The sequence below is a fragment of the Flagellimonas pelagia genome (assembly GCF_003584135.1).
Taxonomy (GTDB): domain Bacteria; phylum Bacteroidota; class Bacteroidia; order Flavobacteriales; family Flavobacteriaceae; genus Flagellimonas; species Flagellimonas pelagia.
The window spans coordinates 113,635-127,143 of record NZ_QXFI01000025.1 but is presented as its reverse complement, the minus strand read 5'-3'; the positions used below and the strand labels follow the sequence as shown (position 1 = coordinate 127,143).

General features: G+C 44.4%; 12 protein-coding genes. 6 read left to right on the top strand and 6 right to left on the bottom strand.

What is annotated here, in order from left to right; all coding sequences use genetic code 11:
- Positions 1-88: 88 nt before the first annotated feature.
- A complete protein-coding gene (gene dprA / locus D2V05_RS09460) occupies positions 89-1,195 on the top strand; it encodes a DNA-processing protein DprA (RefSeq protein WP_119647346.1) in 1,107 nt (368 codons plus the stop codon).
- On the opposite strand, the gene trpS is transcribed toward dprA, so the two are convergent.
- Positions 1,192-2,160: a tryptophan--tRNA ligase gene (trpS, locus tag D2V05_RS09455; protein WP_119647345.1), complete on the bottom strand. Its 969-nt coding sequence runs from the start codon at positions 2,158-2,160 to the stop codon at positions 1,192-1,194. The two genes, dprA and trpS, sit on opposite strands and share 4 nt — an antisense overlap.
- A 146-nt stretch (positions 2,161-2,306) precedes the next feature.
- On the opposite strand from trpS, the gene D2V05_RS09450 reads away from it, so the two are divergent.
- The gene (locus tag D2V05_RS09450) at positions 2,307-3,041 is read left to right on the top strand and encodes a lysophospholipid acyltransferase family protein (RefSeq protein ID WP_417935672.1); all 735 of its coding nucleotides are present in this window, start codon (positions 2,307-2,309) and stop codon (positions 3,039-3,041) included.
- A 2-nt stretch (positions 3,042-3,043) separates the two neighbouring features.
- Here the strand turns inward: D2V05_RS09450 and D2V05_RS09445 are convergent, their stop codons facing one another.
- The 5 genes from D2V05_RS09445 to recA all read right to left on the bottom strand — a co-directional run bounded on the left by D2V05_RS09445 (position 3,044) and on the right by recA (position 7,955).
- Entirely contained in the window at positions 3,044-4,204 is a 1,161-nt protein-coding gene (locus tag D2V05_RS09445; protein WP_235855426.1) for a histidine kinase, read from the bottom strand.
- A gap of 135 nt (positions 4,205-4,339) precedes the next feature.
- Positions 4,340-5,839 carry an outer membrane beta-barrel protein gene (locus tag D2V05_RS09440; protein ID WP_119647342.1) on the bottom strand — a complete coding sequence of 500 codons (1,500 nt, stop codon included), beginning with the start codon at positions 5,837-5,839 and terminating at the stop codon, positions 4,340-4,342.
- An 11-nt stretch (positions 5,840-5,850) separates the two neighbouring features.
- The gene (locus tag D2V05_RS09435) at positions 5,851-6,381 is read right to left on the bottom strand and encodes an RNA polymerase sigma factor (RefSeq protein WP_119639048.1); all 531 of its coding nucleotides are present in this window, start codon (positions 6,379-6,381) and stop codon (positions 5,851-5,853) included.
- 28 nt (positions 6,382-6,409) lie between these two features.
- A complete protein-coding gene (locus D2V05_RS09430) occupies positions 6,410-6,850 on the bottom strand; it encodes a hypothetical protein (RefSeq protein ID WP_119647341.1) in 441 nt (146 codons plus the stop codon).
- A gap of 97 nt (positions 6,851-6,947) precedes the next feature.
- Positions 6,948-7,955, bottom strand: coding sequence for a recombinase RecA (gene recA / locus D2V05_RS09425; RefSeq protein ID WP_119647340.1), 1,008 nt, complete (start codon positions 7,953-7,955; stop codon positions 6,948-6,950).
- Between the two features lie 277 nt (positions 7,956-8,232).
- Here recA and trhO point away from each other — a divergent pair, with 277 nt between their 5' ends.
- From trhO to D2V05_RS09405, 4 genes are all read left to right on the top strand, one after another.
- A complete protein-coding gene (gene trhO, locus D2V05_RS09420; RefSeq protein WP_119647339.1) occupies positions 8,233-9,264 on the top strand; it encodes an oxygen-dependent tRNA uridine(34) hydroxylase TrhO in 1,032 nt (343 codons plus the stop codon).
- 231 nt (positions 9,265-9,495) lie between these two features.
- Positions 9,496-10,659, top strand: coding sequence for a PSP1 domain-containing protein (locus D2V05_RS09415; RefSeq protein ID WP_119647463.1), 1,164 nt, complete (start codon positions 9,496-9,498; stop codon positions 10,657-10,659).
- A complete protein-coding gene (locus D2V05_RS09410) occupies positions 10,649-11,140 on the top strand; it encodes a gliding motility lipoprotein GldH (RefSeq protein WP_119647338.1) in 492 nt (163 codons plus the stop codon). The genes D2V05_RS09415 and D2V05_RS09410 overlap by 11 nt, the downstream gene beginning before the upstream one ends.
- Positions 11,140-13,470: a penicillin-binding protein 1A gene (locus tag D2V05_RS09405; protein ID WP_119647337.1), complete on the top strand. Its 2,331-nt coding sequence runs from the start codon at positions 11,140-11,142 to the stop codon at positions 13,468-13,470. The genes D2V05_RS09410 and D2V05_RS09405 overlap by 1 nt, the downstream gene beginning before the upstream one ends.
- The last annotated feature ends 39 nt before the right edge of the window (positions 13,471-13,509 follow it).

Genomic DNA, 13,509 nt, shown 5'->3' with positions numbered 1-13,509 from the left:
AAAATGAAAGAGTACAAAATAAGCCGAATAACTTTTTATTAACATTTGAAAATCTGTATTTTGTGGACAACTTTGACTCCCAAATCAAATGACTGAACCTGAAATTATTGCGGCCCTGAGGCTGCAGTCCATTCCCAATATTGGCGATATTACCGCAAAGAAATTAATTGCCCATTGCGGAAGTCCAAAAGCAGTTTTTGAGGACAAATTGCAGCACTTGCTTAAAATTGATGGTATTGGCAGACAGACCCTAAAGGATTTGTTCGAGCCCGTATATCTTGATGAAGCTGAAAGGGAATACCAATTTTTATCCAAGGAAGGCATTGCCCCTCTTTATTTTATGGATGAAGGATACCCCGACCAATTGAAGCATTGTGTGGATGGTCCTATATTGTTGTTCCAACGGGGAAATATCGATTTGAAACACCGGAAAATCATTAGTGTGGTGGGAACAAGGAACGTGACCAATTATGGAACCTCGTTCTGTGAGACCTTTATCGAGGAAATTGCACCCTTGAATCCCGTAATTGTGAGTGGCCTGGCTTATGGGGTGGACATGGCCATACAGAAGGCTGCAATGGACAAAGGTCTGCAGACCGTTGCCTGCCTAGCCCACGGATTGAACCAAATCTATCCGAAGGCCCATAAAAAGTACAAACAATCTATTGAGGAACATGGAGGTTTTTTGACGGAGTTCTGGAGTACGAGTCAACCCGATCGGGAAAACTTTTTGAAACGGAATCGGATCATTGCCGGAATGAGTGAAGCGACCGTTGTGGTGGAATCTGCTGAAAAGGGAGGCAGTCTCGTCACCGCGGATTTGGCCAACGGGTATAACCGCGAAGTGTTCGCGGTACCAGGAAGAGTCTCGGATAAGTGGAGCAAGGGTTGTAACGATCTCATCAAAAAGCAAAAAGCCCATATGTTGACGTCCGCAGCGGAACTGATCTATCTTTTGGGATGGGATTTGGAGCCTAAAAACGAGAAAAATCCAGTGCAAAAACAGCTGTTCGTCGAGTTGGATCCAACAGAACAGTCTATCTACTCGTATTTGCAATTGAACGGCAAACAATTGCTGGACACCGTGGCATTGGAATGCCAACTGCCCATTTTTAAGACATCGTCCACTTTATTGAATATGGAAATGAAGGGAGTGATCCGTCCATTGCCCGGTAAACTGTTCGAGGCGATTTAATACCCCAACTTCTCCCGCACTCTGGCCAGAACCTCGTTGGCCACTTTTCGGGCTTTTTCGGCACCATGGGCCAAAGCATCGTCCACTTCATTCAGGTGGTTCATGTAATATTCAAACTTTTCGCGAGGCTCATCAAACTTCTCAACGATCAGCTCGTACAACGCCTGCTTGGCATGCCCATAACCATAGTCTCCGGCCAAATAATTGGCACTCATTTCCTCAATCAGCTCTTGGGACGCCAAAAGTTTGTATAGAGCGAAGACATTGTCCTTGCTTGGATCTTTGGGATCTTCCATGGGGGTACTGTCGGTAATAATTCCCATGATCTGCTTGCGTAATTTTTTATCCGGTTGGAAGATATCGATGAGGTTGCCACGGCTCTTGCTCATTTTTTCGCCATCGGTGCCAGGCACATACATGGTCTGTTCGTGTACCTTGGCCTGTGGCAACACAAAGGTCTCTCCCATTTGGTTGTGGAACCTGGAGGCCACATCGCGGGTCATTTCCAAATGCTGTAATTGATCTTTTCCAACAGGCACGATATCGGCATCGTACAACAAAATATCCGCGGCCATGAGCATGGGGTAGGTAAAAATACCGGCATTTACATCTTCCAAACGGTCGGCCTTGTCCTTAAAGGAATGGGCCAACGTCAACCGTTGATAAGGAAAAAAGCAGCTAAGGTACCAAGCCAATTCAGCGGTTTGTGGAATATCGCTCTGGCGGTAAAAAACGGTTTTTTCAATATCCAGTCCAAAAGCCAACCAAGCAGAGGCAATGGCATAGGTGTTCTTTCTTAAAAGCTCCCCATTTTTGATCTGGGTGAGCGAATGCATATCGGCAATAAAAAGAAAAGAATCATTTTTGGGATCCTGCGCCATTTGAATGGCAGGAACAATAGCTCCCAAAATATTCCCCAGATGGGGCACCCCTGTACTTTGTATTCCGGTCAGAATTCGGGCCATGCTAAATTTTTGCCCGTAAAAGTAAGCATCCCTTGGGTATAAAAAAAGTGGTTGAAAAAGCTACTTTCATGCTATTGGTCTAAGGATGATGGTTCTTTGTTTTCAAAGCCGTTCAAAAAGGCTACTTTTAGCGCATGCTACAGCTAATGAAAAACATTGGGCACATCATCTATAGGATATGGTTCTATGTGTTGGTTGCCGTTCCCATCCTCTTGTTTTTCCCATTTTTATTACTATTGACCTTCTCGGAAAGTACCTATCCCCAATTTTTCTGGACAGCGCGTAATCTTTGGGCGAGACCAATTTTGTACGGAATGGGCTGTTTTCCCAAAATTGTAAGGGAACAACGTATGGTAAGGGGAAAGAGTTATATGTTGGTGGCCAACCATACCAGCATGTTGGACATTATGCTGATGTTGGTGGTGAGCCGGAATCCGTTTGTGTTTGTGGGCAAAAAGGAATTGGTCAAGATTCCCATTTTTGGGTTTTTCTACAAAAGGGTCTGCATTATGGTGGATCGTGACGATATTAAAAGTCGCACCGGGGTGTACCGAAGGGCCCAGAAACGACTGGATCAAGGATTGAGCATCTGCATATTTCCGGAAGGCGGGGTACCGGATGAGAAAGTGGTTTTGGATGCATTTAAGGATGGTGCCTTCAAAATGGCCATTGCACATAAAATCCCTGTTGTACCCATAACCTTTTATGATAACAAAAAGCGTTTTTCCTTTACTTTTTTTAGCGGAGGCCCAGGCAGGGTGAGGGCCAGGGTCCACCAGTTTTTTGAGACGGGTATCCTGAGTGCCGAAGATACATCCACATTAAGGGAAGAGGTGCGGGATGTAATATGGAACGAACTTACCGACCCCAGCTGGCCATGAGGTCATACAAGGTTTGGCAGTATTAAGGACGTTTTTCTGAACTGTTCTTTACCATTGGTAATCGTCTGGGTCTGATTTTGGATGGCATATCCCTTTACCGTATTAAGGAGTTCTATTTGGTCCTGCCATTTTAAGATACCGGCCCGATATTCCGGTTGGTTGGAGATATCGGAAACTAGGTCACGATATTCGACTTGGAGCACAACCTCAGTTTCCGAGGCCCTAAACACTATGTTGAAATGTTGCCCTTTGTGTTGATTGAACATGGAGTGTTCGATAATGTTTTCAAACAGCGTGTGGATCACAAAAGAAGGGATGACGGCCTCTTTCAACTCTTCGGTGTTTTTCTCCAAGGAAATGGTATATTCAAAGGAATCATCATAGCGCAATTTTTGGAGTTTTAGATACCAATGTAACATGTCAATCTCGTTGTAGAGGGATACGGTATCCTTGTCCAATTGCTTCAGATAGAACCTCATGAGCCTACTAAAGGTGGACAAGTATTCCAAAGCGGGAATCTTTTTTTCCGAAGTCACAAAATATTGAATGGCGTTCAACGAATTGAACACAAAGTGTGGGTTAAGTTGGGAGTTGAGGGCGCGAAGTTTGAATTCCAACATCTCCTCACGAATTTTTAACAGTTTTTTCTGTTTCTCTGCCAGCTCGCGATTGGCCCTGACACTTTTGATTTTAATAGCGCAAATAGAGGCCACTGCCGAAAGCATTTTGAGGTGGTGCGGGGTGAAGAAGCCAACTTCCGGATGTTCACAGTCGATTACCCCATAGACAATGTTTTCATGGGCTATGGGCACACAGATTTCAGAAAGTCGGTTATCATCGTCCTCTATGTACCTTGGGTCGTCTGAAGTATTGTTGATGATCTCTGCCTTGCCAGTTTTGGCAACCGCCCCTGTAATGCCGTGGCCCAAGGCTATTTCCAGATGGTTGAAGAGCGTTTTGTCCTTTGGGTTTTTGGGACCATAGGCAGCCTTTTGGACAAGGATATCATTTTCGGGTTCTAACAGATAGATGACACAGTCTACAAACCCGAGTCTGGAGATGCAGTTTTTGGCCAGATCCCAAAGAATATCATCTTCGTTTTCCTTCCCTAAAAGAGATTCGGAAAAATAGATGAGAATATCTTCAAACGGTTCACTTATCAAAATGGATGAGGTTAGTATTCAAAATTAAAGTAATAAAAATTTAATTATGAATGTCTTATAAAAAAAGTGCCCCGTTCTGGCGGGGCACTCAAGTGATTGTCTAAAGGACAATCTTCCTAACCAACATTTTATTTCCTAAAACTTGAAGCTGATACCACTGTACACGCCAATGGTAAAAGGACGGAAGTCCCCGGCAGTTTTGGAAAAGGTGTTCAATTGATATTTAAATACGGGTTCAATGCTCAACTGGAGCTTTGGCGCAAAATTGTAATTGAGCCCCATGCCCACATTGGCACTGAAGTTAGTGGAATTCACATTATTGGCCTCGCCTACTTCGGTAATGAGCTCATCGGATTCCAACAAAACGGAATTGTCCACCAAAAACAGGGAGCTTACTCCTCCAATAAGGTCCACCCCGAACTTTTTGTCCACAAGGGCATAGTTCAACTCCAACGGAACTTCAATATATCCCAGTTGCTGTACCATTTTACCATCCAAAGCAGGGGCCTCGCTCAAGGCAATTTCCTTGGAAGAGGCATCCGATAGTGCGTTGGCCGGACTTTTTTTGCTCTGGACCACAATGTTCTCAGAGGTTTCGCTGTAATTGATATTGTCGAATTTTTCACTCGAGGCCGATCGCAGGGTAGACGAGAAAACTACATCATTGGTGTCATATCCATAGTTCACTTTATGAATACCGGAACGTATTTTCAGTTTCTTGCCGATTTCATAGCCAACGGTAAGACCATAACTTAAGTTTAGGTTACCCGATTTGGAGTTGGAGGCAAAATCGGAATCTATGGGCGAGCCATTTCCAGATGCGCTAAAGTACACCGGAGCCACGGAAGGGCCAACGGACCATTTGCCAGATGTATTCTGGGCTACGATTTCCTCTTCCTCATCCTGTTCCTTGATGGCATCAAAAATGGATTTCTTTTCCGGATGTTCCTCTTCCTTCTCGTTCAAGGCAACAATCTCTTCTTCTTTATCCTGATTTAGAGTTTCCGAGACACGTTCTTCTTTTTTGATGCCATTGTCGGCGATAGCTTCGTTGTTCTTGGCCAGGTTCCGAGAAAGTTCGTCATTATTTTGAACTTGTTCGTCTGGGTACTTGGACTCTTCATTCCTATTGTCATTCAGGGCAATAGCGTCTTTTTCTTTTTGCACCTGCGTTTTGGGATTGGTCAAAGCATCATATGAACTACGATTCTTGTTGGTCCCTGCAACCTGTTCTTTGGAATGCGGAACTTTTTCAATCTCAGAGGATGCTTTGGCCGGATCCACTTGTTCCGAAGTACCCGCCGCCACACGTTCTGTTTCCGGAATACCTGAAGCATTTTGGAAATCCTTGACATCACTTCCTGTTGAATCCTGTTGAGTAGGTTCAACAGTGTTTTCCGTGTCCGTAATAATCTGATTGTCCACTTGCTCCTTGTCGGGCGGATTGATCAAGAAGAATAGGATGGCCAAGGCAGCGGCAACGCCACCAAGACGCCACCAAATTGGGATGACCCGCTTCTTTTGTTTCTTTTTGTCCAAAGACGACTCAATGGATTTCCAGACTTTTTCATCCGGTACTTCCTGAAAATTTTGGAAGGCGTCCTTGAACAATTGCTCTAAATTCTTTTTCCCCATCGTAAATCTATTTAAGCAATGTTGATTTTGGTTTTTTCTATTTTTTCCCTCAGAATCGTTTTGGCCCTTGCCAAATTCGATTTTGAGGTTCCAGTGGATGTCCCCAACATCTCACTGATCTCTTTATGGCTATAGCCGTCCAGAACGTATAGGCTGAAGGTCAACCTGTACTTGTGCGGCAAATCCTGTATATGTCCCAACAATGTGGACAGGCTGATATCGGTCTGCTCCGTATCGACCTCCACATCATCTTCAATGTTTTCAGAAATCACGTTGAGGTGCTGTTCCTTTCGGTATTTCTGAAGGACCGTGTTCACGGTAATGCGTTTCATCCAACCCTCAAAGGAACCTTGGAAGCCGAACTGGTCAATTTTCTCAAAAATGGTCATAAAACTATCGTGCAGATTATCCTCCGCCTCTGTTTTATTCTTGGAATACTTGAGGCACATCCCGAAAAGAATACCGGAATATCTCCGGTATAGCTCGGCCTGTGCCTGTCGTTTGCCCTTTTTGCAGTTATCTATCAGTTCTTCCAGATCCAAATGTTGGTCAATTTTGGATTGTTGTTTTCTAGTTTGTCGGCTCTGCCTCTGTTACGGGAATGGTATATTCCACAAAGGTGGCGTTCCCATTTTCATCGTCGCCGGTATAAAATCTAAAATGATACTCGTTGGTATAAATCACACTGAACTTTAATGTGGCCACAACTTCCTCAATAGCTTCGGTACATGCCCTGTCCTCATCGGTGAGAACAGAACCGATTGCTACAATGTCCCTATCGGTCTCAGCGGTTTTGGTCACGTCAAAACCCTCAAAGAAAGTACATCCATTGGGTCTTAGATAGGTAACATCGATGTCATAGGTTTTACCGAACTCAAAAGATTCAGGAACATCGGCTTCCACAACGTTAAGGGCGGTGAAGTAAAAATTGGGGGAATCATCATCCAGATTACATGAGCTGAACCATGAGCATGCCACAAACAATAATATGGGCATTAACACTTTTTTCATAATCTAATCCTTTTTATTCCCTAGATGTGCAGTAGTGGCAAGGGTTGCGTAGGATTTTCAGAACCAAATGTCTATTCGCCCAAAAATGGAATCAGCTTTACGCCTTGACGGCAGTAATGGCCTCTTTGATTTTGCTCTCCAACTCATCGGACAGTTCGGGGTTGTCCAATAAAAGGGCTTTTACGGCATCCCTGCCCTGGCCCAATTTGGTGTCACCGTAACTGAACCAAGAACCGCTTTTTTTTACGATTTCGTAAGCCACCCCCAAATCCAGAATTTCCCCGATTTTTGAAATGCCTTCGCCATACATAATGTCGAATTCGGCAGTTTTGAACGGCGGGGCCACTTTGTTCTTGACCACCTTTACTCGGGTTTTATTTCCTTGTACCTCCCCGTCCGTGTCCTTGATCTGGGTAGACCTTCTAATATCCAATCTTACAGAGGCGTAGAATTTAAGGGCATTACCACCAGTGGTCGTTTCTGGGTTTCCGAACATTACACCAATTTTTTCACGCAATTGGTTGATAAAGATAACGGTACACTTGGTCTTGCTGATGGTGGAGGTCAATTTTCGCAACGCCTGTGACATCAACCTGGCGTGAAGGCCCATTTTGGAATCTCCCATCTCCCCCTCGATCTCACTCTTTGGTGTCAATGCAGCAACGGAATCGATGATGACAATATCAATGGCTCCCGAGCGGATTAAATTATCGGCAATTTCCAAGGCTTGCTCCCCATGATCGGGTTGTGATATGATCAGGTTGTCGATATCGACCCCTAATTTTTGGGCATAAAATCGATCAAAGGCATGTTCCGCATCAATAAAGGCGGCAAAGCCACCAGCTTTTTGCGCTTCGGCAATGGCATGTAGGGTAAGGGTGGTCTTACCAGAAGACTCCGGACCATAGATTTCAATGATTCTTCCTCTCGGATAACCTCCCACGCCCAAAGCAATATCCAATCCCAACGAGCCCGAAGAGATGACCTCGACATCCTCAACTACACTATCGCCCATTTTCATTACCGCCCCTTTGCCATAAGTCTTGTCCAACTTGTCCAGGGTTAGTTTCAGGGCCTTTAATTTCGCTTCTTTCTCGTTGCTCATGGTTCAAATGATTAGGAAGGCTAAAATACCATTTCTTTCTACATACGGCAAAAGGCACGCAACCTTTTTAATAACATCGTATCTAACGGGTACTAACTCAATATTTATAGAGCTGTGCCAAGCTCGCAAATACAGGGTGGGAAGAAATTTAGCTTTGAAAAAGACCTCAACAACGTAGGCGGACCCCAAATTGGGGCCCGCTTATTTTCTCCCGATCCCGAATGCTTATCTTTGTGCCGGAAATCATCCATTCTTTAACTTAAATTATTGATATAGCATGCAACTGTACAATACCTTAAGTGCAAAAGAAAGGGAAAAGCTCATTGAGGAAGCCGGCAAGGATCGGCTCACCATCTCTTTCTATAAATATGCACACATTGGCAACCCTCATATTTTAAGGAACCACCTTTTCATCACTTGGAACGAAATGGAGGTTCTTGGACGCATTTATGTGGCACATGAGGGAATCAATGCCCAACTTTCGGTACCTGCCGAAAATTTTGAGGGTTTCAAAAACCATTTGGATAGTATCAGTTTTTTGGAAAATGTAAGGCTGAACATTGCCATTGAACAGGACAATAAATCCTTTTTAAAATTGAAGGTCAAGGTGCGCAAGAAAATTGTGGCCGATGGCCTTAACGATGCCACTTTTGATGTGACTAACAAGGGAATCCATGTGGGTGCCGAAGAATTCAACAGGTTGATAGAAGACCCCGATACCGTTTTGGTGGACATGCGAAATCACTACGAAAGTGAAATTGGCCATTTTAAAAATGCCATTACCCCCGATGTGGACACCTTTAGGGACTCTTTGGATATTATTGAAAAGGACCTAGCGGAACACAAAGAAGATAAAAAACTGGTCATGTACTGTACGGGGGGCATTAGATGTGAAAAGGCAAGTGCCTATTACAAGCATAAAGGCTTCAAAAATGTTTATCAGTTGGAAGGTGGAATCATTGAGTACACCCGCCAAGTAAGAGATCAGAATCTAGAAAACAAGTTCTTGGGCAAGAACTTTGTTTTTGACCACCGAAGGGGAGAGCGCATCTCCGAGGATGTGATATCCCATTGCCACCAATGTGGGAAACCCTGCGACACCCATGTAAACTGTGCCAACGAAGCCTGTCATCTACTGTTCATACAATGCGAGGAATGTGCGGAGGCCATGGACCAATGTTGTTCCGTGGAATGCCAAGAAATACATGCCCTGCCCATTGAGGAACAAAAACGATTGCGCAAGGGCAAGGGAGCGAGCAATAAAATATTCAAAAAGGGCCGTTCCCCCGTTTTGAAATACAAGAGGTAGCATTTCACCGCTGCTATAAATTGTACTATATTTACCATAAGAATTATTTATGAACCCTATTGGGGTAGGCCAAAAACAAAGGGTAAAGTGTTTGAATGTCATGGTGGGTTGAGACCCGAGACATGGTCGAATGAGCAATCGACATCAAAACTAAACTTTTGAATAGTAGACTGTTACGAAATGTTTTGTTTCTTACAGTTAATTTTGGAGACCCCAATCAAGATACAAAATATGGCGTGTAGCAGTTGTTCAACCGGGAAGGATGGACAACCGCGTGGTTGCAAGAACAATGGTACTTGCGGCACTGATGGTTGTAACAAGCTGACGGTCTTTGACTGGCTTTCCAATATGTCGTTGCCCAACGGTCAAACTCCTTTTGACTGTGTTGAGGTGCGTTTCAAGAACAGTAGAAAGGAATTTTATAGGAACCCGGAAAACATCCCATTGTGTATTGGCGATGTGGTGGCCACGCAGGCCAAGTCAGGGCACGATGTGGGTGTCGTGACCCTTACCGGTGAACTGGTTAGGGTTCAGATGAAACGAAAAAAAGTTTCCCCGGACGATAAGACCCTTCCAAAAATCTACAGAAAAGCCAGCCAACGTGATATCGATATTTGGCAAAAGTGCCGAGATCGGGAAGAAGAAATCAAAAAACGGTCGCGCGAAATTGCCATTGCCCTTAAGCTGGAGATGAAACTCAGTGATGTGGAGTTCCAGGGAGATGGGTCCAAGGCAACCTTTTACTACACCGCAGAGGATCGGGTCGATTTTAGACAACTGATCAAGGACATGGCCAAAGCCTTTGGAATTCGAATCGAGATGCGCCAAATTGGGTACCGACAAGAGGCCCAGCGTTTGGGGGGAATCGGTTCCTGTGGTCGTGAATTGTGCTGTTCCACTTGGCTTTCGGATTTTAGATCGGTGAGCACGGCATCTGCAAGGTATCAGCAATTGGCCCTAAATCCACAAAAATTGGCCGGACAATGTGGCAAGCTCAAATGTTGCCTCAATTACGAACTGGACATGTATTTGGAGGCGTTGCAGGATTTTCCGCCGCAGGATAGCAAGATTATGACCAAAAAAGGACTCGCCTTCTGTCAAAAAGCGGACATTTTCAAGGAAACCCTCTGGTTCTCCTACAAAGATGACCCGGCAACTTGGCATGCACTTTCCAAAGAGCAGGTGTTGGAAATTTTGGAACTCAACAAGAACAACGAGAAAATCGACAGCTTGGAGGATTATGCCAATGATAATGTCGATGAAGAGAAGGCCACATTCGAGAATGTAGTTGGCCAAGACAGCTTAACACGTTTTGATAGACCGAAGAAGAAAAAGCGCAGGAACAACAAGAATCGTAGAAAATCCAAATCAAAAGCATCTTCCAATGCAAAATAAGGTACTGGTTTTACTGCTGGTTATCATTACACTGTTTTCATGCAATGACCTTTTGGTTCATTCCGAATACAAACCCATTAAAGATGGCAAATGGCAGATGGACGAACCTGTGCAATTCGAATTTTCCAAACTTGATTCCACGGCTACCTACAACATGTTTTTGGACATCAGAAATGATGATTCTTATTCTTTCAGCAATTTATTCCTGATTGCGGAGTTAGAATATCCAAGTGGCAACGCCACAAAGGATACCCTGGAATATAAAATGGCAGAACCTTCTGGCGAATGGTTGGGAAAAGGAATGGGAAGTGTCAAGGAAAATAAACTTTGGTTCAAGGAAAACATCGTTTTTCCAGAAACAGGCGTATATAAGGTTACCGTATCACATGCCATGAGAAAAAATGGCGTTGTGGAAGGTCTTCACATTTTGGAAGGCGTAACGGATGTTGGTTTGGAAATAGAAAAAGCACCCAATAAATAATGGCAAAGACTGGTCAAAAACAGCAGCAAAGCTTCGGTAAGTTCATCAAATGGTTTTGGATTCTTTTCGGGGTGGGAGTACTTTCTGTAGTACTTGTTTTTCTACTGGCCTCATGGGGGGTCTTCGGAGAGATGCCCACTTTTGAACGCTTGGAAAATCCCGAGACCAATTTGGCAACTGAATTCATCTCATCCGATGGGGAAACTTTAGGTAAGCTTTATTTGGATGACAACCGTACCCCTATTGCCTATGAAAACTTGCCAAAAAACCTAGTGAATGCCTTGGTGGCCACTGAAGATGCCAGATACTACGACCACTCCGGTATTGACGCCCGTGGATTTATAAGGGCACTGGCCTATTTGGGGACAAAGGGTGGGGCCAGTACCATATCACAACAGTTGGCAAGACAACTTTTTATTGGGGTAAGGGATAAGGAAAGTACTACGAATGCCATCCTTCAAAAAATACAAGAATGGGTAATCGCCACTCGTTTGGAACGCAATTACACCAAAGAGGAGATCATAGCCATGTACCTCAACATCTATGATTTCAACTATAATGCAGATGGGATACGTTCCGCGGCCAGGATTTATTTTGGGAAGGAGCCTTCCGAGCTTCGTACAGAAGAATCGGCCGTGCTGGTCGGGATGCTCAAAAACTCATCCTACTACAATCCTATGCGCAGAGAACAACTGGTATTGGATCGAAGGAACACCGTTTTGGCACAGATGGCTAAATACGGGTATATCACCGATCAGGAAAAGGATTCTCTCCAAAAACTGGAAATGAAGATCAACTTTAATCCGGAATCCCACCGAGAAGGATTGGCTACTTATTTTAGGATGTACCTACAGCGTTGGTTGAACGGTTGGGTAAATGACAATCCCAAACCTGATGGCGAAAAATGGAACATTTACTTGGATGGGCTAAAAGTGTATACCACTGTGGATTCCCGCATGCAACGTAATGCAGAGGAAGCTGTTCAGGAACATATGAAAAATTTACAGGCCGAGTTCTTCAACCAAAATACACCTAAACGAAACCCTACCGCTCCCTTCTTGGATTTGACCAAAGGAGCCATAGACACTATAATGGAAAGGGCAATGAAAAGCTCCCCAAGATGGCGTTTATTAAAACAGCAGGGTCTTTCAGAAAAAGAGATTGAGGCCACTTTCCACAAAAAAACGGAAATGACCGTTTTTGACTGGAACAGTGATTCCTATGAAAAAGATACGACCATGACCCCATTGGATTCTATCCGATATTATAAAACATTCCTCAGGACGGCCATGATGTCCATGGAACCCCAAACCGGACATGTGAAGGCGTGGGTCGGAGGCATTGACTATAAGCATTTTCAGTATGACAATGTCATCCAAGGAGCAAGACAAGCAGGGTCTACCTTTAAACCTTTTGTGTACGCCGCGGCCATTGACCAGCTACGCTATTCACCATGCTATACCTTACCCGACAATCAATATTGTATTGAACCGGGCAAGCATGGAAATATTGATGCTTGGTGTCCCAAAAATTCCGATGGCACCTATTCTGGCGATAATATGACGTTGAAAAGTGCTCTGGCCAACTCAGTGAACTCCGTTACCGCCCAATTGATCGATAGGGTAGGTCCGGGTTCCGTAGTCTCCATAGCCAGGAATATGGGCATTACCAAAGACATCCCTGAAGTGCCTTCCATTGCCTTGGGAACGTTGGATATCAATGTATATGAAATGGTTGGGGCCTATGGCACTTTTGCCAACCAAGGGGTGTATGTGAAACCTGTGATGGTAACCCGTATTGAGGACAAGAATGGTACGGTGCTTTACGAATATACTCCAGAAACCAAAGATGTGTTGAGCAAGGATGTGGCCTATGCCATGGTAAATTTGATGGAAGGGGTTACTCAATATGGCTCTGGGGGTAGGTTAAGACACACCTATGGCAAGAACCAAACCATGTACAAGGAAGTCATGACAGGATACCCATATGAATTGAACAATCCCATTGCAGGAAAAACGGGTACGACCCAAAACCAAAGTGATGGTTGGTTTATGGGCATGGTGCCCAATTTGGTCACGGGAGTATGGGTAGGCGGTGAAGAACGAGCCATCCACTTTGACCGACTTCTCTATGGACAAGGAGCCACGATGGCACTTCCCATATGGGCCTTGTACATGAAGAAAAACTATGCGAACAAAGATTTGGGCGTGTCTACTGATGCTTTTGAGGTACCGGAGGAGATGTCCATCAATGTAGATTGTTCCAAGGAGGCCCAACAAAACGAGGACGATTTGGATACCGAAGACGATTTGGACGGATTGGATTTTTAGACCAGACCTTTTAAAGAACTTTTAGCCCCAAGCAGATTA